A 23,124-nucleotide genomic window follows, 5' to 3' on the forward strand; every position below is an offset into this window, starting at 1 on the left:
GATGTTCGGTTTTAGCGACTGGGTTAGCCTCCCCTGGCGGAGGCCAACCCAGCGGGGGCTGCTGACTTGAGGAAGCCCTGCTGCCCCCCGCCATCGCCGCACGTCATACGGGCGGCGATCACAGGCAACGCAGGTCCCACGGTGCGCGGCAATCACACGAGGAGGCTCTCGCGCCGCTGGTAGCGGTCCAGCGCCAACTCGAGGTGGTACAGGATCGGTTCGGCCGCCTCGCAGTTCTGCTCGTTCTGGCAGGCGAGACAGAAATCCACGTGCTTGGCGGCGACCCGGATGCAGTTCAAGTAGTCGAGGACCGCCTGTTCCTCGACCGTCGGCCCCGACGTGGGGGTCAGCTCCAGTCGCGTGACCGTGAGGTCCTTGCCGGCCAGGCCCGTGAGGCGGTCCGTGAGCCGCTTGGCCAGCGCCTCCTTCTCCACCGGGTCCTTGACCGTGATCTTGCCGCTCGACCCGCGGTAGCTGCTTTTCATCGCGGCCGGGAAGGTGACGGCGAGGTCGAAGGCGTAGGTGCCGGGTTCGACGATTTCCATGGGCCCTCCGTGTCAGCGCGAGATGTGGATCGGGTCCAGCGGGACGCTGGTGTGGTCGTTCGGGGAGTCGGTGCCCGCCGGGCTCTGCGCACGGACGCGGTCGGTACGCCGGACCGCGGGCTCCACGCGCCGCCAGTCCGACGCCCGCCGACTGGCGAGTCGACGATCGCGGCCGCGCTCCCAGCTCTGCTCCTCCCGCTGCTCGCGGACCTGCTGCCGGGCCACGTCCTCCCGGGTCTGCTCCGTCCACGCCTTTCGCTCGGCCAACTCGTAACCCAGCGGGCAGAACCGGCCCGTCTGACAGTCGGCACAGGCGACCCGATGATGGGCGACCGCACGCAGGGCGCGCTCCAGCGCCTCCAGCCCCGCCCGGCCGGCCTCGCGTTGGGCCAGAACTGCGGGCATCCGGCACGTCTTGCCGCCAGAGCAGATTTTGCAGTTGCCCTGGTGTCGCGCGATCGCCTGCCGAGCACGGTCAAGTGGCGACGTCTGGGCGGTGTAGGGCAAGCGGTGAATCGGCTGCCCCGACGGAGTCGCCGGCTTGCTGAACTGCCGCGCACTCCGCCGCGCACCGGCCTCAAGTTCCCCCTCGACCAAGGCGGCGCCCCACTCCTCGACGGTCATGTCGAAGACGATGCGCCGCGCGCTTCCTAAGCACCGCTTCCCGGGCTGCGGGTAGTGCGGAGCCAGGAGACTGCGCTTGATCGAGCGCCAGGTCTCGCACTCCGGGCAACGGAGAGTCGGAACCTCGCCTTCGCGGAGGTTGACGTGCTGGGGCCGGAAGTCGCTGAGCCGGTATGGGGGGAGCTTGCTGACACGCAAGGCGGGCTCCTTGGCGGGGGAGGAGTGACATGGGCTGCGTTCCCTGCCAACCAGGAGCCGTACAGCGGAAAGCCCGCTGATCGGATCGTGGAGGACAGGCAGGGCAACTGCTGTCTGGCTGCCCTGCTCAAACCAGTCGGGGGACATCGTGTCGACTCGGTGGTCGGTCACCCCGGCGCCGCATGTAAGCGATGGCGAGCAGGCTGCGCTGTTCGGATGTGACGCATTAACTACTCGAAGTAGATTGACTAGTCAATGCGCGATGAGACGATGCTGACACCCTCGGCAACTGATCGTCAAGAGCAAAACTGAGATCACATAGATTGACTACTCATTGCACCCACCTGTAGATCTGTCCTATGGCAGTCAGCGGGAGGCCTCGAGCCCTCTACCAGCGCATCGCGGACAAGATCCGTACCGAGATCGCCCACGGCACCCTCGGACCAGGCGCACGTCTGCCGACTGAAGCAGAGATCGCGGCCGAGTGGGAGACCACTCGGTCGACTGCTGTTCAGGGGCTGAAGGTCCTGGTGAACGAGGGTCTGATCATCAGTGACCGTCCACGCGGATACTTCGTCCGCAGCCGACGTCCCATGGTTTACCGCCCGCAGGCGGAGTTTCGGAAGCGCCCCCTGTCTCCGGAGATGGACGCTTTCCTCTCCCAGATGGCAGAGGACGGCCGGGAGGCCAGCCAGCACATCGAGGTACGCGTCGTCACGCCCAGTCCAGAGATCCGCGAGCGGCTCCGGCTGCGCGAAGGTGAGCTCGTGGCTGTCAGGCGTCGTGTGCGGTTCGTGGACGGCGTCCCGTACAACACCAATGACTCGCATTTCCCCCTGTCCCGGGTGCAGGACAGCGAGATCATGAACCCGGACGACATCGCCCGTGGCGCCAACACCGTGCTCGCTGAGCTCGGCTACGAGCAGGTCCGAGCCCTGGACGAGTTCTCCATCCGCATGCCGACCCCTGATGAGGCGGACCGCCTCCAACTCGGCCCCGGGACGCCGGTCGCGGTTCACCTCTGCACTGGGTACACCCAGGACGGCAAACCAGTACGTGCCGTCACCAACGTGCTGCCGGGTGACAGACACGTCATTACCTACGAGCGCAGCAGACCCCCGCTTGGCTCCAATCCCAAGATCCGCCTGGCAACCGAGAGCGACCTGCCGACCGTAACGGAGCTGTGGGAACACGCTGCAACCTGGCTCAACAGCCGAGGCATCGACCAGTGGCAGTACCCGCCCCGTGCTGAACGCATCCGGGAAAACATTGCCGCCGGGGAATGCTGGGTGGTTGAAGACGAGGGCGTCCCAATCGCTACCATCACCATCGACGCACACGCTGACGGCGACTTCTGGACGTCCGAAGAAGCCTGCGAACCCGCCCTGTATGTACACCGCATGGTGGTTCGTCGCGACGCCAGCGGACTGGAGCTCGGCTCCGCCATGCTCGACTGGGCAAGCCAGCGCGCCGCCGATCAAGGCAAACACTGGCTGCGTCTCGACGCCTGGCGAGACAATGAGCGCCTCCACAACTACTACGCATCCCGCGGTTTCACCCACCTGCGGACCGTCGAAGCATCGGGCCGGCGAAGCGGCGCCCTCTTCCAGCGCCCCGCGGCTCACGAGCACGGGATCGGCCCCAAGTTGAGCAGCAGCTGATGAGGCCTTCCGCCGGACTCGCTGCGACCTGTCGCCTTGCAGGTGCAGAACAGTCCGCAGCCTGGGATCGACTCGGCCCGGCATGGACTCGACTTTGAGTTCGATGTCTGACGACATGAGAGCTACCGACCGATCGCTGAATGGCTGGTTCCGTCTCCAGATAGCTTCGGGGTCATGGGCTTTGAGCGGGATGCCCCTATGTAGCAGTGGTGTGGACTTAGCGTGGCAGTACGGCTTCGTCTGCCTGGTCAAGGACCGCCAAGGAGGTGTCTAGTGATCGCTGTGGAGCAGTGGACAGGTGAAGAGGGGCTGCTGCTGCGGTCGGTGAAGCGCCAGTCCGTCCGCGACTTCGCTGACGATCTCGGCATCAGCCCCCGGACGGTTTCTCAGTGGCGGAAGGACCCAACTCGTGAATGCCGTCCCCATATGGCACAGATCCTTGATGCCGCACTTGCCAAGTGCACACCGGAAGAGCAGGAGGCGTTCCGCTTCCGGCTCGCAGCATTGCGGGGAGAAGCCGTTGGTGCCGCAGGAGTTGAGGTAGCCCGGCCAGCACCGTGCACCGTTGTCTCGTACAAATTCCTGCCGGTGTACTTGGGGGAGCGACTTGGCTCGCTCTACGCTGCCGGCGCGCCCCGACCGTCGGGTCCTGGGGGCCTCGATCAGCGGGTTCTACCTGGCGAGCATCGGACGGCACACGCCTCCGCGATCCACGTCTTCGCGTGTGGGATCGCGTTGGTGCTCCTGGAAGAGCATCTACGCGTTGGCTCCCTTACCGAGTTGGCGATGTGGCGTTACCGGTCGTACCTGACGGATCGGACCTGGGCTGGCCAGCGCATCACGCGGCTGTTGGAACAGTGCACCCCTGGAGCCGTTGTTCCGTCGCCAGATCCGGAGTACGTCCTGTCCGTGTACGAGATGCGTGATCACTCATGGACGCAAGCAGGGCTCGACCCCGCCTTGCAGTTGCTGACGACGCCGTCGGTCCTGGTGAACCGCCAGGACCCGCAAAACATCCAGCCTCTAGGAGCGGGCGTTGAAGAGGTTAAGTTCCGCGACGGCTGGGAGCACCCGGAAGCAGTGGCGTTCGACGGCGGTGCTTCTCGGGGAGTGGCCGGCTGGTCTGGGGTTTCCTATCACCCACAGCCGCACGAACGTGCCCTGACCACCAGCCAAATCGTTGCTCTGGAGCTGGACGTCCAAGCCCTGTGGGCGCTGTCGTCGCACATCTTGCGCGTGATCGAGGAAGGCCAGGACCCAGTGATGCCCCCGCCGTATGGGTGGCGCTTCCTCCGTGGCGCGTACGTTCGACTGACGACAGCGCGGCCCACGGAGACAGCCCAGCATCGGGTGATGCGCGAGGCGATCCTGGCCACGAGCGAACTCCCTGACCGGCTCCGCGCCGCCCAGGATGCACTGCGAGACAGCAACCCCTAGCGAACATTCGAAAGGCGGACTGGGTGGAACCTCGTTCGACAGCGCTGCTGGTCATCGACGTCCAACAGGGCTTCGTCAACCGGCACAGCCGTGGTGCTCTCCCCGCGATCGTGCAGCTCGTTGAGGGCTGGCGCGCAGCGGGCGCACCCGTGGTGTTCACCCGGTTCCACAACACACCAGGCTCTCCCTACGAAACGATCACTCGATGGACTCGGCTGCGCTCTCCCGAAGAGCAGGCTCTCGCCGCCGAGCTCGCCCCGTTCGCCGATGCCACGGCCGCCCTCATCGACAAGGACCAAGCATCCGTCTTCACACCCGAGGGCGCACAGCTCATTCGGGAATCGGGCTGGACCGACCTGGTGATCTGCGGCATCGACACAGACGCGTGTGTGTACGACTCGGCTCGAGACGCCTACCACCATGGGGTCCGGCCTTGGATCGTCACTGATGCCTGCGCCTCGTCCGGAGGTCCCCAGTACCACGACGCAGCCCTGCTAATGGCAGCCCGAAACATCGGCACGGACCACCTGGTCACCAGTGACGTCGTCCTGTCACGAATCCACGAAGCACCGGAGGCGCAGGCGTGAATGCACGGGCATGCGACACAGATGTCCTCGTAGTCGGCGCCGGCCCAGCTGGGGTGGCGGCCGCGGTCATGGCGGCCAGCCTCAACCTGCGGACCACGGTTGTGGAGGCAGGCCAGGTGGGCGGCAAACTGCACCGAATCGGCGCGCTGGAGAACGTCTTGGGCAACTGGTCGTCCGGCCCTCAGCTCGCCGAGGCTCTGTCTGTGGACCTTGAACGCCTGGAGAAGGCCGGGCGATGCATGCTCGTGCGGGGCCTCGCCGTGAGGGTAAGTGGGCAGAACGACCGCGCCGAACTGGTCCTCGACGACGGCCGCGTACTCACTGCGGAGGTCATCGTGGTCGCCGCTGGCGTGACGGACTTGGCTCCGACCGACGTGAACTGGATAACTGCTTCTGCCGAGTTCTCCGCCCCGCCGCTCTGGCGCACCACACCGCAGGACCTCACCGCGAGGACGTACATTCTCGGTGCTGATCGTCCCCTCGGAACCTGGCTGCGAGCTCACCCAAATGTCACGACGACGCTGCACGTGCTGTGCCCACCGGCCGATGCATACAAGGCGGCCGAAGTCGAGCACGATGGTCGCGTACGGCTCGTGTCCATCTCACATGCCGCGATCACCAAACCCCGGTATGGCGACGGTTGGACGATCGAGGTGGCAGGCCGCGATGGCGCCAAGACCACCTACGCCGCCACGTCGGTCCTCAACAACTTGGGTAACAAGCCGATGGCGGTGGACGGACTCAACTCCGGCGAGGACGGCTACTGCTCGCCCCATGAGCAGCACCGTCGCATCCGGATCGCAGGTGACCTTCGATCTTCGCGGTTCCAGCGCATAACCACTGCACAAGGCTCCGGAGCAGAGGCCGTGCTGGCCTACTACTACGACACCGCGCTGCCTGGCGGAGGCGAGCCTCGATGACATCCCCGAAGCTTTTGCCAGGTCAGCCCCGATCTCAGGGGTCAGCGCGCCCCGGAGGTGAAGGGCGTTACCAGATGAGCCGGCGGGCTTCGGAGTGGCTCGGGCTCCTGCTCGCCAAGGCCAGCCGGCCGGAGGGCCTCCAAGGCTGCCTGGAAGGTGGCAGATCCACGGTCCCAGCGCTTCGGAGCAGTCAACTTGAGCCTTGGTGCCTCTGCGGGGGTCATCACCTGACTCATGCAGTCGACAACGGGGACAAGACCGAGGTTGTGAGTGAAGAGCAGAACAGGTTTCTGCGCGACCAGCGAGCGAAGTTCAAGTCGGGCCACGGGGCCAAGGACGTGAACTCGGCTACCGAGGCGTTTGGGGCGTCCGATGACTACGAGGCCGTCGAGCTGGCCGGCGAGCGCGTCCCAGTCGTATGCGGACGTTCCGAATACGGAGCGGTAGTGGAGGAGCTCGACGCCAGCGGGGAGGTCCTCGGTGATCCGCTTGAGCCAACGCTCCCAGTTGGAGCTGCTGATTGTGGCGGGTGCCGCGCTGACGTAGACACGAACCGGCGTCCCTGGGGGACGCTCTGCGGCGATGCGATTCATAGCCGCGACGTAGCGGCGCTGCTGCTCAGGGCGAGCGAAGGTCTGCACATCAAGGGGATTGGCCGGCCTCGGGCTCTTCGTCGCATGCATACCACTCATCATGCCCGGACGACGTCCCTAGTGTGGAGCCGGACAGGTGAATGGGGAGATCTGGCACTTCGTCAAGAGGCGCCACCCCATTGGCGACACGAGCGGTACCGGGGTGTCGTTGATAGATCTCAGAGGGGTACCGTATCCCTCAATAAGATCGCCATAGACATGGTTAAGCCCCGCGAGGTGGAGCTCCGGGGCTCGGCCGCAGACCTATCCAGGGAAGGTCTCGACATGGATCAGGGTACCCGTACCCTCCGACAGGAACACTCCAAGGCACCCGCCGTGGCAGCGACGCCAGCATCGTCGCTCCGGCTGGGTGCCTTCTTTGCCTTCCCGCGCCGATCTGGCTGCGGGCGCACCTCTGCCCCGGAAGGGGGCGAGATGGAGTAATCGCGATCGGCGGCGCCCGCTGAGCGGGTCTTCGTGCCGCCGGGACGCCCGGCCACCCAGGTGATTAGCGGTCACCTCGGCGATGGCGTCCCATCTGCCACCGGGAGGGCTTAGCAGGCCCTCCCGAAGGAGTCGACCAGGCAGTTAGCAGCTGACCGGTCGGTTCGAACTCGGTTCTCCCCAGAACCAACGAAGCGCCACGAGGGGCTTCGTCATGCCCTCCATCAAAAGTTATGGAGCAGCGGAACCATGTTGCAGTATCGGGCTGCCCTTTGTCAGCCCATCCATGCCCGGTTGGCGCATTTTGCGCCGTCTTTCGGGTCACAGTTTCTTCTTCCCCCGGCCCTTCCTCTACACGGACGCTCTCTGGCCGGGTTCCGCACGCAGCCGGCCGGTGACTGCCGGTGAGTACCGCGCTCGCGACTTCACCACCGTCGCCGACGGCTCCGGCAGGAGAGTTTTCGGTCTCGGTGGTGCCTCGTGACGATCAGGTGGTGTCGCGGACGGCGTCCCGGCGGTCGGGGCCGCGGCGATGGCTGCGGTCGTTGGAATGGCTCGTGGGCCAGGGGGTGCATCCCCGTGCGTCGGCCACGACGCTCGCGGTCGCGAGAGATCTGGCGGCACGGATGGACTTCGACACTGGTGAGGTCAGGTACTGCCTCGAGGACATGGTGGCTCGGCTGGGTCTGTCACGCGCGACGGTCAGCCGGCATGTGGCGTACCTGCGGGAGATGGGGTCGCTGGCCTGGGTGAAGCGCGGCAGCCGTACGAACGTGCGCCGAGCCCTAGGGCTGGGCGGGTACGCCCCTACGGCGACGGTGTACGCGGCTGTGATTCCGGGCGTGTACGACCGCGCGCTTGGCCATACCGTCGTCGGGTCCGGCTACACCGCCCGGATCGTCATCGACCAGCGCGGCCGCGGTTCTTCGGCCATCCTGCCTGTGGATAACTCGCCTGAGGATAGCCGCTGTTCAGATCCGGATGAGACCCCTTCCCTGATGGTGGTTAAGGAGGTGGATCAGGTTCAGGTAGTGGGTGGTAATGACTCTTCTACCGAGCAGGCTCGGACAGCCGAATCCACCGCCCGCCGCAAGAAACGAAAGCTGACGATCCTCGGATACAAGATCACCGCCGATCGAATCGACCGTGCACGGAAACTCGCCGTCTCCGTACGGCCGTTGGTCAACTGGATCCAGGGCGCCACTCACGATCAGTTGTCCTGGGTGCTGCTCGACCTGGTCGCCAAGGACTTGTCCGACACGCAGATCGCGGTGTGGCTGCGCGACCTCGGACAGGAACTCGGGGTTGGACGTTGGCGACCCAGGTTCCCGCACCGGGTCATCGCAGCCGCCCTGCGCCGCGAGGACCACGAGGCTACCCAGCGGGCCCACGGTCACCTGCCCGCTCAGAGGGATCGGGCGGTCTCCGCGCCGAACGCGGCCTTTGAGCAGGCCAGGCGGACTCTGTACAGCCGCGTGGCCGAGCCCGTCGTGTCGTACGGGACCTACGGAGAAGACGATGTCGTCACGCCCACCGCATGGGAGCTGGAACAGCAGTGGGACGCTCTGTCCGCGGACCCGGACCTCGTTCTAGCCGCCGCTCGGATCAGCGGCCGGGACGCTGCCGTCGCCACCTACGGGAGCCAGGGCGCACGCATCCTCGACCTGTACTCAGAGTTCCAGGCATCCGGGCTCTCCTGGCCGACATGATGATCCAGCGTGGGGAGCTTGAGGATTCGCGCCCGGTACGTTACTTCTGCCTGCTTCTCGACCCGCCGCGCGGGCTGGTGAACGAGCAGGAGGCGAGGCTGTATCGCTTCACGAAATTCGATCAAGGAGGTAGTGGGGTGGGCCGAAGGAAGGCACGGAAGAAGTACCGCTCGCCGAGCGCGAGGTCCTCAGACCAGGCCGCCATTGAGGCCTACATGGGAGCCGTCCAGGAAGCCGTGCTGGTCAGCAATACGATCGAGCGGCTTGACGCCGACACGACCGTTGCCGTCATCGACCAGCTCACCCCCTACAGCGGCGGGGGGCTCGCGGTGTACGGCGGTCTCGTTGACCGCGAGCGTCTGGCCCGCATCGCCGCGGAGTACGGCACCGCCTACACCCGGTTCGTCCTGCTCGCCGCTCTGTTCTTCGCGCACGCTCTCGGGGGATTTCCCGCCCAGTCCCAGACGATCCGCGACATCGCCGGGAGTTCCCCCTGCCCCGACGAACCTCCGCAGCTCTCGGCCGATCTGGACAAGCTGTTGGACACCACCAGCCACCCCGAGGGGACCGGACTCGCCGCCGTGTTCATGCCGCAAGTCGGCGCCGCATTCCAAGATGCACGCGACTGACGCGTGGGTACGCTGGCGCGGCCACCTTGAGGCATTTCAATGATGGCGCCAGTGGTGGTGGACCTGCTGTACGTCAGCGTCGAGAACGTCCCGTAGGTCGTCGTCATCCGAAGGCAGGTCCAGGCCCAGAACGGCGGCGACCTTGCGGTAGGCCGTCGTCATGTCCGGATCTCCCGCAGCGACCAGACTGGAGAGCAGGGCCTGGTCGGCTGGCGTGGTCTGGTCGACGAGGGTCAGGACCTGGATGCGGTCGGCGAGCGTCATGTGGGGCAGGGCGGAGCCGAGTTGCTGCTTGAGCCGATCCCAGCTGGGAGTGGTCTGCTCCCGAGCGGCCTTCTTGAGGGCGCCGCGGACGGCAGCGGCGGCGTACTCCAGGACGGCCGGGGGCAGTTCGCGGCGTGTCGCATGATTCGGGGTCTCCTTTTGTGCCCGAGAGGAGTCCGCCTTGGCTGGCGCCGGATGCTTCTCGATCCAGACCTGGGCCTTGCGTCGCTCGCTGCCCGAGAGCGAGCTGCCGGCTGCATTGGCAGCTGCAGTCAGCTGTGCGATCAGGCGTCGTTCCTCGGCGACGGATATCCCCGCTGCGTCTCTGAGGTAGACGAGGAGGCTTCGGACTTCCTGTAGAGCCGCTCGGCGTTCGCGGCGCTCCAGGCGTGCACCAACGAGGTGTTGCTCCAGTTTCTCCTTCGGGGATTGCTGCCTGCGGGGGGCTTGCGGCTTGGGGACCTCGTGTTGCGGATCGGGCCGTTTGCGTTTGGGGCGGTGGCTTGGGGGAGGGGGATAGAAGATGGTCCGGCCTGCGCCAGCGGCGGGACGATGGTCTTGCTGCCGGAGGAAGGCACGGGCTGCTGCCAGGACGCGCTGCTCGGCGGGGCTCGCGCCGCGCCGGGTGAGGGTCGTGGCGGTCTGCAACTGGGAGCGGACGTCCCAGGCCCGCCGCTCGGAGACGGCTTTTTCGAGGTCGGCGAAGACGCGCTGTTGGTACTCCTCATGCCCGGTGAGCCACTCCCGGGCTTCGGCGAGGGCTTGCTGTGCTTCGGCGCGAGCCGGGCCGGTCAGGGTTTCGAGCAAGGGGTCACTACCGGCACACAGACGGCGTACGTGTTCGACAGTCCCGGAGCGCTGGGCGGCCTCCAGGCCGCGGATGAAGTGGAGGACGTTCTCCGGGAGGGCTCCCGTGCGGTCTGGCGCCCCGGCCGGTACCGAGCCGATCGCAGTCGGACGGCGTCGCAGGATCTCGGTTGCGGCCGGGGTGATCAGGCCGCCCTCGGTCCAGGAGCAGTCGGCGAGGGGGACCCATTCAGTGGGGCGGGCAAGGCTCTGCGTGCCGATCCATACCTGGCGGCTGGCTCCCTCGCTCTCACACCGCACCCGGTACACGTACGGGCAGCGGGAGAGCACCCCCGGCTCCGGCACCACGCCGGGGCCCAGAACGGGAATGCGGCCGCCGGACCAGTCGGGCGGCACACCGCCGTCCATATGGACCCGCAGGCGGAGGCCGTCGTCCAGGTCGACGTCCAGCAACGAGCCGATCGGCGGCGGGAAGGCGAACGAGCCAGCCCGGCCGTGGTCCAGCAGGGTCCGGGTCATCGCCGATTTCACGTAGAGGTGGTCGGCGCTGGACTCGCCTACCCTCGGCCTCCGACAGGTGTGCGGGGCGCCGTTGGCCTGCGGAAAGTGCTGGAAATGGCACTGCCTGTCGACGTACAACTTGTGGGCGAGCTGGGCTCCGCAGCCGCCCAGCAGTACTCCGCACCAGAACGTGTCGTGGCTGTGCACCCGGCGGAACACGTCCAGTTCGATCGCCTCGATCGGCAGCACAACCGGTACGTCGGACTGCTCGTCTCCGATCACGGCTGTCTGCACCAGCCGGGTGTCCCGCACCACGACGACCCCCAATCGCCCAGGTCAACCCACGATAGATCGGCACGCGGTGTGGCCGACAGGGGGAAGGCGGGCTGATTCTGGACCGCCGAGCTGCTGCCAATCTGCCCCAGGGATCGACAAGACGCCGTAGCTGGTGGTGATATCCGCAGGCGTGAGCGCATCCACAGTGTGATCGGCGGCGCGCCGACTTCCTTTCCCTCTGACAGCGCTTCAGTAGTGCCAGGAGGCCACGCCGGCCACGCTCGCGGAGCGTTCCCGCATTAATCGCTCCCATCCCGGCGTCCTGGGCTTCAGGATGTCTCTCATGACGAATCGTGCCGTGTTCTCCCATACGTGCCCAGACCCTTGGACAGATGAGTACGCGGTCCTCGGCGCGGGGCCTACTGCCTCTTCCTCGGGGGCTGCTGGGCCGGAGTTGGAGACCGATGCGGAACTCGCGTTCGCATTCCGTACGGCCGCCGACTTGCTGGCCGAACGCTGGCACGCCGAGGGGGAGGACGATTCGCTGGTGCTGGTCGTGCTGTACAACTACCGGCACGCGCTCGAACTCGGGCTCAAGGTCGCGCTGCGCGCCCTGGTCGACAGCATCACGTTCGAGGTTTCGCCGGGCGACGAGCTGCCTGAGATCGTGGGGGAGGTCGGCAAGAAGCTCACCCGTACCCATGAGCTCGCCGTCTTGGCCGACTACCTCGTCCAGCTGGCGCCGATGTTCCGGATGCACCTTCAAGGCGACGTCGCATCGCTCTGCGACGAGATCCATGTCCTGGATCCGAGCGGCCAGGGGCTGCGGTACAGCATGGTCAAGGGTCCGGGCGGGACGACCGTGCCCGCACGCCCGGACCCGCTCTACATCGACGTCCCGGCGTTCGCCCGCCGGGCCGGTGAGGCGTGCACCGCGCTGGACGTTCTTCTCGCTGAGATCACCAACGTGCAGGACTGGCAGCGCAACCTGGGGCCGGATTACGCGCGGGAGCGAACCTAGTCACCTGCGCGGGCGGCGCAGGTTCTCCTGCGAGGACAACAGCGCGAGGACCGCGTGCTCTTGGTGGTACTCGCGCCACCGCTCAGCCAGAGCGCGGTCGGTGAACTTCCCCCGCCCCGGATCGCTCGACGTGGTCAGCTCGATCGCGTCCCACCCGCCGACGTCGTGGGCGAACGCCGCGGCGAGTTCCGCGAACGACGGGCCGCGGTAGTAGCTGACGTGAGTGTCGGCGATGTCCAGTGTCCTCCCGGACTCGTCCGAGAGCAGGGTGTTGGCCGCCACCCGTGAGGTGAAGTAGGCGCTCACGTCATCCTTGACCTCGACGCGCATGGCGCTGGACACCTGCTGCCGGTAGCTCGGGGGCTTCAGGCAGGCCAGGTAGGAGAAGTCGATCCGGGTGCCGTCGGTGCGGATCACTTCGAAACCCGGGTATGGGCCCTGGAGCGGTGGCGCGATCGCGAAGGCCTCCACGCCTACGCCGATCTTGGCGTCGGCCTCTTCGTGCATGTCGAGCAGGTCCAGCAGGAGCAGGTGATCGGCCTCCTGGTCGACCGTGCTGCCCACGCTGTACCCGTACAGCACGTCGCGGACTGCTTCCTGCGCCGCCTTCTTCGACGGGTACTCCCGGGATCCGATCCTGAACTTGGGCACGGGCCCTCTCCTCTTCTGTGTGCGGCAGTGCTGCCCGCCCGCGCGTGGGTCTATTCGGTCTCGACGAGCTGCCCCGATGGGTTGACCCGGCACTGGAAAAGGTGGAAGGGGCCGCCGCGTTCGGACAGAGGGGTGGGGTGGTCGGTGAGCTGCAGTACCCGCTGACGGTAGCGCCAGCCCGTTCCGTACTGGGACCGCCGCACCCCGGCCGGGTTGGTCTCCCATTCAGCCAGATGCTGGACAAGGGCCTCGAGCGTCTCCCCGTCACGGGTCGTCGTGTCCGGGGAGTCGGGAGCCTCCTTCAGGACGGCGACGATGGTGTGCGCGGTCTGGGCGCTGAGCCAGGTGGCCGGGTTCGCGTCGGCGGCAGAGGTCCGCAGCCTCACCAGCGTGTTCTCCAGCGGGTCGGCCGTCCACGGCTTGCTGTTGGCGAGGGCCGGCTCGCCAGTCAGCCAGTCCAGGAGGACGCCGCACTCGTGGCCGTTGAGGCCGACTCCTTCCACGCCTGCGAACAGGGCGTGGAAGATGCGCAGCAGGACGTCGCGGCGGCGGGGCTGCTGTCGGCGCTGGACCAGGCAGTGCCAGCACAGCCAGCCGATCGGCACGTAGGGGAGGTCCTCTGTGAACGGCGGGCGGCCGATCAACTCGCCCGTGGTGTAGGCGTCGCCGCACAGTGCGCACGTGCCCGGTGCGCTCGCGCTCTTGACCGAACGGGGCCGGGGCAGCCGGCCGATGCCTCCCGGCCGATCGACTCGGGTGACACGCCGCAGGCGAGCCCGGTAGACGCGTCGGTCTTCCTGCTCGCAGATGCGGAGCTCCCGGACGATCTCCCGCAGGTCGTGGTCGTCGGCATCGTCGAGCCGGGGCAGGTTCAGCAGCTTGAGGACCCGGCCGTACAGGGTCTGGGGGTCCTCGCCGACGGCCGCGGACAGCGCGTCGACCGCCTGAATCGCCTGCTCACGGAGTGCCGTCCCGGCCAGGGCGTCCGTCTCCTGGTCGCGGGGGAGGACGTGCTCGACGCCGAACAGGGTCATCTGTGGTGGGTCCGTCTCTCTGCGCGGGATCGTTCCCCGCACACCCTGCACCCGCCGCAGCGCCACCCTCGGTGCCGTCACTCGATCGACGGATCCGACGTCACCCGATTGGCTCAACCCGCGGCGAAGGCACGGAGCCGGCCGGGCTCGGTGGTACTCCGGTGCGGGTTCGCCAGTCGGAGTTCAGCTCGAAGACCGTCCGGGCGATGTTCAGCCCCGTCTCGAACGGCATGTCGTAGAAGCGCTCCCGGTAGTGCGGCTGGCCGTGGACCATGTCGCCGACGTTCAGCACGACGTGTTCCAGCGGCTGGGCATCGTCCACGCCGGGCGATGCCCAGCCGGCCAACAGCCCGTAGCCGTGAGGTTCCGCAGCCCGGCAGTGCTCCACCACGCGGTTGATCAAGTTAGTGGTCCGTCCGAACATGCAGTACTGGCGCGCTCCTTGGAACTCCAGTACGTAGATCCGGGCTGCTCGTGGGCGATCGGCTTCGACATAGCCAGCCAACTGCTGTTGGACACACTCTTGGACCAGGTGGCCGGCTTCCGGCAAAGGTGCCTGCGGGTAGTCGGGCAGGGTGCCGGAACGCAGCTCTGCCCGGGCCATCTCCACGATTTCGGGGACATCCGGATGGATGGGTGGGAGCACCGGCGTGGTCAGGCGCACACGCCGGAAGTCAACGTCCAGTTCCAGCGAGCCGCAATAGCCGGGCAACCGCGGTCCGTACAGGACTTCCATCACGTTCTGCGCTTCGGTCACGCGGCCAGCATGCCGCAGCGGTCCGACAACGATGCGCCGTCAAAAGCGGCCGGCACGTGCTGGCGAGCGCCTCAAGCCGAGCCGTCCTCTCTGGATGCAGTGGCGCCGTGCAGTACCGCCCGAGCGCCGCGCAGCGTGGTGCTCAGTTTGCGCTGGGTCGCCCGGCTGTCGAGGCGCACGTCCAGGGCGCCGGGCAGCGGGCTGTCGGTTCGTCGGCCGGTCGGGAGCCTGGAGGCGTCGAGGCCGTCCCGCCCGGCGATGAGGATGCCGAGTTCGTGGCGGCTCACCGCGTCGGGCCCGGCGACGTGGTGGATGCCGGAGCTGTTTCCCGAAGCCAGCTCCAGGAGGGCGGCGGCCAGGTCGGCGACGTGCACCGGGCAGCGGATGTCATCGGTGAACAGGGCACCGTCGCGGGTGCCGGCGGCGAGTTCGTGTACGAGGCGCTCATGGACTGATCCCCCGTCGCCGATGATCAGCGACGTGCGGGCGACGACAGCTTCCGGGTACACCGCGAGGATCCCCGTCTCCGCCGCCGCCTTCGCCGCTCCGTATGGGGTGATGGGGTCAGGCAGGCTGGACTCGTCGTAGTGGACTTGGGCCCCGGAGAACACGGCATCACTGGACACGTGGACGAGGCGGACACCTTGTCGTGCCGCAGCCATTGCGAGCCGGATGGGGGCCTGTGCCGTCACGGCCCAGTCGGACCCGCCGCTCGATGCGTTGATGACGAGACGCGGGCTCAGCTCGCTCATGACGACGTCCAGGCGGCCGGCGTCCCGCAGATCGAGAGGATACCAGACGGCCCGGGCAGCATCGCCGGGCCTGGTGGCGTACGTCGCTGCCGTGGCCTGCTCGGCTGCGGTCGCCTGCCGAATCAGCTCGGCGCCCAGGAAGCCGCTGCCACCGATGATCAAAGTGGTCATGGGGCGAAACCGTAGACGGATCTCAGGGGGCGCAGAACACCGTCTGCCGGTACACGGCCGCGAACGGGGGAGTCGACTTAACTGAAAAACTGCTCATGCCTGCGGCCCGTCTGGTCAGGCATTCGCTTCAGCTACGGCCGCGCGGAACTCTTGGGTCATCAAGGCGACAGAGCCGCGCTGAACCGGAACCTCGCGGGGCTCGGACGAGACCCTGGCCACCGCGGCACTCATGCGCTCGTACATCGCGGCGTCGACGACGGTCCGATGCTCTCTGGGGACCTCCCGGGTATCCCGAACGGCGACCATCGTGCCGAAGCGGGTGCCGATCCACCCGATGGTTTCAACCTTCCAGTCCAGCTGCCGGGCGGCCTTGCGCATCGCAGCCCTGATCAGTTCGACTCCGCCGAGCCCGACGGCTTCCTCGTCGTCCAGGTTCACCTGGTAGGAGCCGCCGAAGCCGCCGGCGTTCTCGGGACAGGAACGGCGCAGCAACGGGACCAGGGCCTCGGCCATGGCGATGCAGCGCGGGTCCTTCGCATAGGAAGCCATCGGCGTCATCGTAGAACCGCGCGGATACCGCGTTCTGCCGTTCGGCGGCTACTCACCCGAAGAGGGCTGCTCCGAGCGGCATCGAAGGGCGTGCTCGGTGCTGGCCACTGCGCTCATCCCTCCCCGGCAGAGACCAGGTCCGGCTACCGTGGGGGCATGCCGAAGGAGATCCGCATCAAGGTCGACGATGAGACGTTCGAAGAACTGCAGCGTCGTGCCGCCGATGACCATGAAGACACAGATCAGTACGCGAGCCGGCGACTGACCGCCGACCTCGCGCGGACCCGGTTCCTCGAGGGAGCGAAGGCCTTCGCCGAGGAGCACGGACAGGCCTTCGCCGACCGCTTCGGGACCGGCCCCAGCAGCCACGCCGCCTGATGCCCCCTGTGGTGCTCATCGATGAGCGCTGGCTCCTGGACATCGCGCAGAACCTGCTGCCCGGCGACCCCGACGTCACCGATTACGGTGCGCTGGCCGCCGCCGTCGCCCGTCACCGGCACGAAGTCATGGGAACCCTGGTCTACCCGGCCGTCCACCACCGTGCCGCCGCGCTCCTCCACGCTCTCGCACGGATCCCGGCCCTTGAACACTCCAACGAACTGTTCGCCGCTCAGGTCGCGTACGCCTATCTCCACGCCAGCGGCATCCAGGTCAAAGTCGGCAGCCAGGAAGCGATCACGCTGGTCTCCGAAGTCGTCGAGGGACGCCGCGACGTCCGTCAGGTCGCCGAGGCGCTCAGGACCTGGGGCTGAGGCGCACGGAGCATAAGCTCCCCCTGGTGGAGACGTTCTGGATCACCACGGCCGCGGCCCTGTGGGGCGCCGGCACCGGCCTGCTCATACCGCGCCCCGCGTACCGACTCTCCGTATTGCCGGAGGAACCCTGGCGAACAGCCTGCCCGGCAGGGCATCCCCTCGACAGGCTCAGGAACGAGTGGCTGGGGCGAGCTCGCTGCACCGACGGGGATACGTTCGGGCCGAGCACACCCGTCATCGCCCTGGTGATGACCGTGGTCTGCGCCGTACTGGCGGTAACTACTGGCGGCCGCCCCGAGTTGCTGGTGTGGCTGCTGCTCGCCCCGGTGGCCGTGTTGCTCGCCGCCATCGACTTCGCGGTGCACCGGCTTCCCGACGTCGTCACCCTGCCGCTCACGGCGCTCGCGATCGGCGGGCTTGCAGGAGCCGCTCTGGTGCCCGGTGTCGGCGGCAGTTGGCGCACCGCGCTGCTCGGCTCTCTCACGCTCGGCGTCTGCTACGGCGTGCTGTTCCTGATCAACCCCAGGGGCTTCGGCTTCGGCGATGTGAAACTCGCACCTGCACTCGGGGCCGTCCTGGGCTGGTACGGCTGGGGAGTTCTGCTGCTGGGCACGTTCGCCGGGTTCCTGTTCGGTGCGCTGTATGGCGTCGGTCTCCTCCTCGTGGGGCGGGCCGGTCGGAAGACGGCGATCCCGTTGGGCCCGTTCCTCCTGGCCGGGGCGTTCGTCGGGATCCTCTTGGGCTCCCAATCTCTGTGACCGTACGAACCCGGGTTGGATCTCGGTCTAGGCGGCGGCGAGGTGGAGGAGCTCCGGTACGCCGTGCACGCGGGCGTAGGGCTCGAAGCGGGGGAGTAGGTCGTCGACGAGGCGGGCGCAGCGGGGTGCTCCGATGCGGCGGGCCAGGAGCAGGGACTGGGTGGCGGCGGCCGCGGCGGGTTCGGGTTCCTTCAAGTCGAGGTAGCTCGCGGCGCGGTAGGCGAGGAAGACGCCCCTCGTCTTGTCCCGGGCGGGCGGCAGCAGGCGTTCGCCTTCGCTGATGAGCTGGTGGGCCCGACTGGTGTCACCGAGGTCCAGGAGGGCTTGTCCGGAGTCGACGGCAAGGTCGGCCTCGGATACCCAGGCACACCAGGCGGGCCGGTCGTTGCCGGCGTCGTTGAGGTGGTGCTCAGCCGCGGCGAGGGCGCGCTGCACGGCGCCGCGTTCACTGCGGCCGCCGCGTGCGGCGAGGGTGCGGGCCAGGCGCAACTGGAGCAAGCAGCGGGCGGCGGGATTCTGCACCCGGGTCAGGGCGAAGTTGAGGATGTTGGCGGCGGTGGTGTGATCGCGGCGCCAGGCAGCCTGGTAGGCGAGGTCGCCCAGGAGCCCTGCGCCCATGTCGTGATCCCCGGCCGCGTGGGCGTTGTGCAGGCCCGCGACCCAGCTCTGGCTCGCGTGGGTGTGGCGGCGCAGATCGAAGGCGTGCCAGGCGACGGTCTGGGAGAGGGAGGCCGCCAGAGTGTGCAGGCGCAGCCCGAGAGCGGGCGAGTAGCGGCCGGTCTCGAGCAGGTCGGTCACGGTGGCGAGGTGGCCGTCCAGGAGCGCGGGGGTGTGCTGTCGCTGCTCGGTGGACAGGCCGGCGAGATGCTGGGTGGAGTCCTCCAGGAAGGCGACGAGGTCTTCGCCGACGGGTTTGCCGTCGTGGGCTTGGGCGAGTGCGTCTGCGGGGCCGCCGGCCCACTGCGCGGCCAGGGCGGACAGGGCGGTGCCGGAGATGGTCAGGAAGGTGCGGCGTTCCATCGCTGTTCGCTGGGCCTCTCTCAGGGCGGGCACAAAGCTGTGGGGGCCGAGGGGGACCACCCCGTTGGCGGTGAGCGGCAGCCAGTTCGGCCAGTCGTCAGCACGGACGATGTCCGCGGGCCAGCCGAGGGCTTCGGCGATGTAGATCTGGGATTCCTCGCTGGGCCGGACGCCGCGCTGCCATTTGCGCACCCGCGCTTCATCGGTCCCTGAGCGCAGATTCCGTCGTGCAGCAGCGGCATGGATTCCGGAGACGAGTTCCTCCATCGTCTTGCCGACTGCACGGCGCGCCACCACTAGCGGATGCCGGGGGGTCTCTTCCACGCCTCCATCCAATCACTCAGCGCATCCGCCCGATAACTGCTTGGCGGATGCGGGACCCCCTCGGGACCCCCTCCAACTGGTCGACGAGGTCGAACAGGTGAGCCCATCCTCGTGGAGTCACAGCAGATGGGGTGACAGATGAATCCCAGGAGGCGGCGTGCAGTGCTCCCAATCTCCCCCCAGCAACATCCACAGTGCTCCCAGCCAACGCCGCAGCACGTGGCTGGTCACTCCGGCATCCACACCTGACCGGTTCGAAGCGGCCGCCGAGTCAGGCTCAGACGTCGCCCTGCTGGACCTGGAGGACTCGGTTCCACCTGACGGCAAGAAAGCCGCACGCGAAGCGGTGATCGCCTGCCTGTCCCAGAGCGGGGGGAGCGTTGGCTCAGGCCACACGGTGCTGGGGGTCCGGCTCAACGCTTTGGGAACGGTGCATGGTCTGAAGGACCTCGAGGCGATAGCCGAGTCCCGTGCGCGGCCCGCCGTGCTCGTCGTGCCCAAGGTCGAGTCCGCGCGGGACGTGGAAATCGTCGCGAAGATCATCGGTGCCGAGGACGGGCAGCGACGCGTGTGGGCCCTGATCGAGACGCCGCTGGGCATCCAGCACCTGCGCACCATCCTGAAGGCCCCGACCCTGGCGGGGGTGCTGTTCGGGGCCGCCGACTACGCGGCCGCCGCACATTGCCGCCTCAACAGCCGCGCCCTGTGGCACCCACGCTCGGTCCTGGCCGCCGGCGCGGCCGCCGCAGGCCTGCCCGCGATCGATTCCCCGCACTTCGACCTGCGCGATTCCGACGGGCTCAAGCGCGAGGCCGACGAAGCCGCGGAACTCGGATACCTCGGCAAGGTGGCCATCCACCCTCGGCAAGTCCCCGTCATCCGGGAGTCGTTTGGGCCGACCCCCCAGGAACTGGCCACGGCGCGCGCGGTGGTGGCCGCCGCTGATGCCGCCCACGGCGAGATCACCACCGTGGACGGCCACATGGTGGGGCCGCCGCTCGTAGCCGCGGCCCGCGCCCTGACTGCCCGAGCGGGCGACGTCCCCGCATCCACCCCGTTCACGGAGGCACGCAGTGAGTAGGGTCCCGCAGGGCTTTCGGCTCATCAGTGAGAACCGGATCCGTGAATCGGTCGGTCTCGGTCTTGAGGACTTCGTCGGCATCGTGGGCACGGTGATCGAACACCGTCCGGCCCGGACCGTGACGGAGACGGAACACGTCCAGATCCTGGCGCTCACCGGAAACGAGGCACCGGTCCACTCGGACGTCGAGTTCTGCCAGCGGAGCGGCCGTGACCGGGTGCTGGTCTGCGGAATCCTCACCATGAACATCATCCTGGGCCTCACCGTCCGCACCACCAGCGCCCTGACCACCGCCAACCTCGCTCTGGACGAAGTGCGCTTCGAGCAGCCCGTGTACGTCGGTGACACTCTGCGTGCGCAGAGCGAGGTCCTCACCGCCCGCCGCTCCAAGAGCCGCCCCGGCAACGGGATCGTCTCGTGTCGGATCGGCGGCTACAACCAGCACGACCGTCGAGTCTTCAGCTGCACCCGCACCTTCCTCGTCCCTGCCGACGCGAGCGTCGTGCGCGAGACGACCGACTACTGAAGCAGGAAGGGAAGGCACGGTATGCCCACCCCCGCACTGACCATCGTGGAAGCGGACGACGAGCTGTGGCGGACGTACGACAACCTGGCCCGCCGCGCGTACGGCCACCAGGTGGAAGACATCCAATGCCTGGGCGCGCACGCCGACCGCCGGGTCGCCGTCCGCGACGGGAGGGTCATCGCCGGCGGCCTGGGTTTGCTGATCCCGCAGTTCTTCGGCGGCCGGCCGGTGCCCGGCGCCAGCATGGCGTGCGGATGCGTGGCGCCGGAGGAACGCGGTGGTCACCTCGCGGCCGAACTGATTGCCGAGAGGCTGAGGCCCCTGCGGGAGCAGGGCGCCGTGGTGGCCACGTTGTGGACCGCCTCCAGCGGTTACGTCCGCCGTCTGGGGTGGGAGGCGCCCACTCAGGTCTACTCCTGGACCATCCCCGCCGATGAGCTGCGGCACAGCTTCCACGACTCCGATTTCACGATCACTCACGCGGTAACGGGGCAGCACCGTCCGTTGTGCAATGACCTTGCCGCACGGTGGAACGGCCCGTGGCAGCGTCCGCACTGGTGGGGGGCCTGGCAGGAGCGCCAGCACCCCGACATGGCCACCTACGCCTTCAACCTGCCCGGCCAGGAGCCGAGCGGCGTCCTGTCCGTGGCCGGCGAACCCCACCTGGGCGAAGGACGGCGTTTGGTGGTCTACGACTTCTGGGCCGCGGACCAGGCGGTGGCCGCCGCCATGCTCGCCTTCCTCGGTCGGCACAACAGCCGCATCTCCACCGTCGCCTTCCAGCGGACCGGCCTGCCACCCGCGCCACTGCTGGTGCACCACCTGCGCCGCTCCGGCGCCCTCACCGCACGGGCCTGGCACCCGTGGATGCTGCGGATCCTGGATCTGCGCCAGGCGATACAGCTGCGCGGCTGGCCCGACGATGTGGATCTCGCCCTGCCGATCGAAGTCGTCGCCGAGGACAACAAGGCCACGGACCGGTTCATCCTCCAGGTCGAGGGCGGGGAGGGTGAACTGGCGCCCACGACGCGCGAGGGGCAACTCACCTTGACCCGGGGGCAGATGGCGGTCTGGTACGCCGGCGGATACCGCAGCGCGGCTGCCGCCCAACTGGCGGGAGTGGGCGGAGCTCCACGGGCGCTCGCCCAGCTCCTGAAGGCGACCACAGACCGCGAACCGTGGCTGGCGGACTACTTCTAACTCCTATCCGTCCCACCGACCGAAGACGGATTCCGTACCCGCCGTGAGCAGCGAAGCGTTGAGTGATCAGACGATCGAGAGGAGACCGGTCTTGTCCAGCACCGCCCAGCCGCCACCAGCGCTCATACCGGCGGCGCCTGCCCGGGAACCTGGCACGCCGGGCATGCGGGCGCTGTCACCTTCGCTGCGCCGCCCACTGTTCGGTGAGTACAGTCAAGGCGTCGCCGCGGCCACCACGCAGCTCACCCAGCCCCTGCGGGCTCCCGCTGCTCCCACGCGATTCGGAGAAGAACCCTTCATGACCCAGAACACTCCCATCCCATCTGACCTGCGGCGATGGGCATCCAGTCACCTGCCCGGCGCGGGCCAGGTCACGGATGTGTCCTGGCCCCGGGGCAGCTCCAGGGTCTGGCGGTTCGGTTCAGGCGCGGACGCCATCTTCGTGAAGCAGAGTCCGAGCACGAGGGACTACGAGCGGGAGGTCGGCGGCTACGCGTACGCGGCGCGTGCACTGGACGCCCACGAGGCGCCCCGCCTGATTGCCTCGGACCCCGACCTCCAAGCGATCATGACGTCCCGGCAGCCGGGCGACGTCGTACGCGGCCTTCCCCTGGAAGTGGGGGAGGAGCGCCGCGTGCACGAACTCGCCGGCCACCTGCTCCGGCGCTGGCACGATCACTCCGAGCCCACCTCGGACCAGGACCGCGAAAACATCCGCGCGTCCATGGCAAACCAGGCCGAGGAAGCCGCCGCCTGTCTGGAGAGCACCGCCGGACACCTCGACAACGAGCAGCGCGCCCTGGTGCGGTGCGTGTCCCGGGAACTGCCGCAACTGGCCGAGACAGTTCCCGCCGTGTACCGGCACGGTGACTACTCGACCCGCAACTGGATGTGGCACCCGGAACACGGCCACGGAGTGATCGACTTCGAGATGTCCGCCCCCGGCATCGCTGTCGAGGAGTTCGTGTGGCTGTGCGGCGCGGTCTGGGTTGTGCGCCCCGACCTTAAAGCCGCCTACTTCTCCGGCTACGGCCGCCCCCTGTCCGACACCGAGGAGCGAGTTCTGCGCCTGCTGACCACGAGGCTCGGCGTCTCCTACCTGAACACGGGGCTCACCAAACAGCAGCCGGAGCTCGTCGAGCGCGGCCACCTCATCCTCACGCGCATGACCCACGAGTACCGGTAGCTCTCAAGCCGGTCATGCCGTAACCGGGCAGCAGCCGCCGAGCGGTGGCCCGGCCCCACCCAGTGATCCACGCGTCGACGTCATCGCGTCACGCGTCCCGTCGGC

Annotated in this window: 24 protein-coding genes; 14 read left to right on the forward strand and 10 right to left on the reverse strand. The window is 67.9% G+C overall.

Annotation, left to right across the window (positions count from 1 at the left end):
- Positions 1–152: 152 nt before the first annotated feature.
- Positions 153–545, reverse strand: coding sequence for a hypothetical protein (locus ACGFWE_RS40790; protein ID WP_393605447.1), 393 nt, complete (start codon positions 543–545; stop codon positions 153–155).
- Positions 546–557: 12 nt separating this feature from the next.
- Positions 558–950, reverse strand: a complete 393-nt coding sequence (locus ACGFWE_RS40795) for a hypothetical protein (protein WP_393605448.1) — start codon at positions 948–950, stop codon at positions 558–560.
- A gap of 776 nt (positions 951–1,726) precedes the next feature.
- On the opposite strand from ACGFWE_RS40795, the gene ACGFWE_RS40800 reads away from it, so the two are divergent.
- From ACGFWE_RS40800 to ACGFWE_RS40815, 4 genes are all read left to right on the forward strand, one after another.
- Positions 1,727–3,028: a GNAT family N-acetyltransferase gene (locus ACGFWE_RS40800; protein ID WP_393605450.1), complete on the forward strand. Its 1,302-nt coding sequence runs from the start codon at positions 1,727–1,729 to the stop codon at positions 3,026–3,028.
- Positions 3,029–3,301: 273 nt separating this feature from the next.
- Positions 3,302–4,465 (forward strand): XRE family transcriptional regulator, encoded by a 1,164-nt coding sequence (locus tag ACGFWE_RS40805; protein WP_393605452.1) that lies wholly within the window; start codon positions 3,302–3,304, stop codon positions 4,463–4,465.
- A 23-nt stretch (positions 4,466–4,488) separates the two neighbouring features.
- A complete protein-coding gene (locus tag ACGFWE_RS40810) occupies positions 4,489–5,052 on the forward strand; it encodes an isochorismatase family cysteine hydrolase (RefSeq protein ID WP_393605454.1) in 564 nt (187 codons plus the stop codon).
- A complete protein-coding gene (locus tag ACGFWE_RS40815; RefSeq protein WP_393605456.1) occupies positions 5,049–5,972 on the forward strand; it encodes an FAD-dependent oxidoreductase in 924 nt (307 codons plus the stop codon). Before ACGFWE_RS40810 ends, ACGFWE_RS40815 begins: the two co-directional genes overlap by 4 nt.
- 41 nt (positions 5,973–6,013) lie before the next feature.
- Here the strand turns inward: ACGFWE_RS40815 and ACGFWE_RS40820 are convergent, their stop codons facing one another.
- The gene (locus tag ACGFWE_RS40820) at positions 6,014–6,655 is read right to left on the reverse strand and encodes a hypothetical protein (protein WP_393605458.1); all 642 of its coding nucleotides are present in this window, start codon (positions 6,653–6,655) and stop codon (positions 6,014–6,016) included.
- Between the two features lie 1,019 nt (positions 6,656–7,674).
- Here ACGFWE_RS40820 and ACGFWE_RS40825 point away from each other — a divergent pair.
- Entirely contained in the window at positions 7,675–8,757 is a 1,083-nt protein-coding gene (locus ACGFWE_RS40825) for a hypothetical protein (protein ID WP_393605460.1), read from the forward strand.
- Entirely contained in the window at positions 8,754–9,386 is a 633-nt protein-coding gene (locus ACGFWE_RS40830) for a hypothetical protein (protein ID WP_393605462.1), read from the forward strand. Before ACGFWE_RS40825 ends, ACGFWE_RS40830 begins: the two co-directional genes overlap by 4 nt.
- Positions 9,387–9,422: 36 nt before the next feature.
- Here the strand turns inward: ACGFWE_RS40830 and ACGFWE_RS40835 are convergent, their stop codons facing one another.
- Complete coding sequence (locus tag ACGFWE_RS40835; protein WP_393605464.1) at positions 9,423–11,285, reverse strand: hypothetical protein; 1,863 nt, start codon at positions 11,283–11,285, stop codon at positions 9,423–9,425.
- Between the two features lie 451 nt (positions 11,286–11,736).
- Here ACGFWE_RS40835 and ACGFWE_RS40840 point away from each other — a divergent pair, with 451 nt between their 5' ends.
- Entirely contained in the window at positions 11,737–12,255 is a 519-nt protein-coding gene (locus ACGFWE_RS40840; protein WP_393605466.1) for a hypothetical protein, read from the forward strand.
- Here ACGFWE_RS40840 and ACGFWE_RS40845 read toward each other — a convergent pair whose 3' ends face one another.
- The 5 genes from ACGFWE_RS40845 to ACGFWE_RS40865 form a co-directional block, all read right to left on the reverse strand.
- Positions 12,256–12,906: a DCL family protein gene (locus ACGFWE_RS40845; protein WP_393605468.1), complete on the reverse strand. Its 651-nt coding sequence runs from the start codon at positions 12,904–12,906 to the stop codon at positions 12,256–12,258. It abuts the gene before it with no gap.
- A gap of 50 nt (positions 12,907–12,956) precedes the next feature.
- Positions 12,957–13,940, reverse strand: coding sequence for a hypothetical protein (locus ACGFWE_RS40850; protein WP_393605470.1), 984 nt, complete (start codon positions 13,938–13,940; stop codon positions 12,957–12,959).
- A 100-nt stretch (positions 13,941–14,040) separates the two neighbouring features.
- Entirely contained in the window at positions 14,041–14,697 is a 657-nt protein-coding gene (locus tag ACGFWE_RS40855) for a hypothetical protein (protein ID WP_393605472.1), read from the reverse strand.
- A gap of 71 nt (positions 14,698–14,768) precedes the next feature.
- Positions 14,769–15,620 (reverse strand): SDR family oxidoreductase, encoded by an 852-nt coding sequence (locus tag ACGFWE_RS40860; protein WP_393605474.1) that lies wholly within the window; start codon positions 15,618–15,620, stop codon positions 14,769–14,771.
- A gap of 114 nt (positions 15,621–15,734) precedes the next feature.
- A complete protein-coding gene (locus ACGFWE_RS40865) occupies positions 15,735–16,169 on the reverse strand; it encodes a hypothetical protein (protein WP_393605476.1) in 435 nt (144 codons plus the stop codon).
- A gap of 156 nt (positions 16,170–16,325) precedes the next feature.
- Between ACGFWE_RS40865 and ACGFWE_RS40870 the strand changes: the two genes are divergently transcribed.
- Genes ACGFWE_RS40870 through ACGFWE_RS40880 form a run of 3 tightly spaced genes read left to right on the forward strand, consistent with a single transcriptional unit; the run spans position 16,326 to position 17,682 of the window.
- Positions 16,326–16,547, forward strand: coding sequence for a hypothetical protein (locus ACGFWE_RS40870; protein ID WP_355756466.1), 222 nt, complete (start codon positions 16,326–16,328; stop codon positions 16,545–16,547).
- A gap of 8 nt (positions 16,548–16,555) precedes the next feature.
- On the forward strand, positions 16,556–16,921 hold the full coding sequence (locus tag ACGFWE_RS40875; RefSeq protein WP_393605478.1) for a fic family toxin-antitoxin system, toxin component: 366 nt from the start codon (positions 16,556–16,558) through the stop codon (positions 16,919–16,921).
- A gap of 26 nt (positions 16,922–16,947) precedes the next feature.
- Positions 16,948–17,682 (forward strand): prepilin peptidase, encoded by a 735-nt coding sequence (locus ACGFWE_RS40880; protein ID WP_393605480.1) that lies wholly within the window; start codon positions 16,948–16,950, stop codon positions 17,680–17,682.
- Between the two features lie 27 nt (positions 17,683–17,709).
- Here ACGFWE_RS40880 and ACGFWE_RS40885 read toward each other — a convergent pair whose 3' ends face one another.
- Entirely contained in the window at positions 17,710–19,026 is a 1,317-nt protein-coding gene (locus tag ACGFWE_RS40885; RefSeq protein ID WP_393605482.1) for an XRE family transcriptional regulator, read from the reverse strand.
- 157 nt (positions 19,027–19,183) lie between these two features.
- Here ACGFWE_RS40885 and ACGFWE_RS40890 point away from each other — a divergent pair, with 157 nt between their 5' ends.
- The 4 genes from ACGFWE_RS40890 (at position 19,184) to ACGFWE_RS40905 (ending at position 23,019) form a co-directional block, all read left to right on the forward strand.
- Entirely contained in the window at positions 19,184–20,107 is a 924-nt protein-coding gene (locus ACGFWE_RS40890; protein ID WP_393605484.1) for an HpcH/HpaI aldolase/citrate lyase family protein, read from the forward strand.
- The gene (locus ACGFWE_RS40895) at positions 20,100–20,633 is read left to right on the forward strand and encodes a MaoC family dehydratase (RefSeq protein WP_393605486.1); all 534 of its coding nucleotides are present in this window, start codon (positions 20,100–20,102) and stop codon (positions 20,631–20,633) included. Before ACGFWE_RS40890 ends, ACGFWE_RS40895 begins: the two co-directional genes overlap by 8 nt.
- A 21-nt stretch (positions 20,634–20,654) precedes the next feature.
- Positions 20,655–21,833 (forward strand): enhanced intracellular survival protein Eis, encoded by a 1,179-nt coding sequence (gene eis / locus ACGFWE_RS40900; protein WP_393605488.1) that lies wholly within the window; start codon positions 20,655–20,657, stop codon positions 21,831–21,833.
- Between the two features lie 298 nt (positions 21,834–22,131).
- Entirely contained in the window at positions 22,132–23,019 is an 888-nt protein-coding gene (locus tag ACGFWE_RS40905) for an aminoglycoside phosphotransferase family protein (RefSeq protein WP_393605490.1), read from the forward strand.
- Positions 23,020–23,124 lie beyond the last annotated feature (105 nt).

Origin of the sequence: Streptomyces sp. NPDC048523 (genome assembly GCF_043199815.1) — a bacterium.
In the GTDB taxonomy this organism is placed as follows: Bacteria; Actinomycetota; Actinomycetes; order Streptomycetales; family Streptomycetaceae; genus Streptomyces.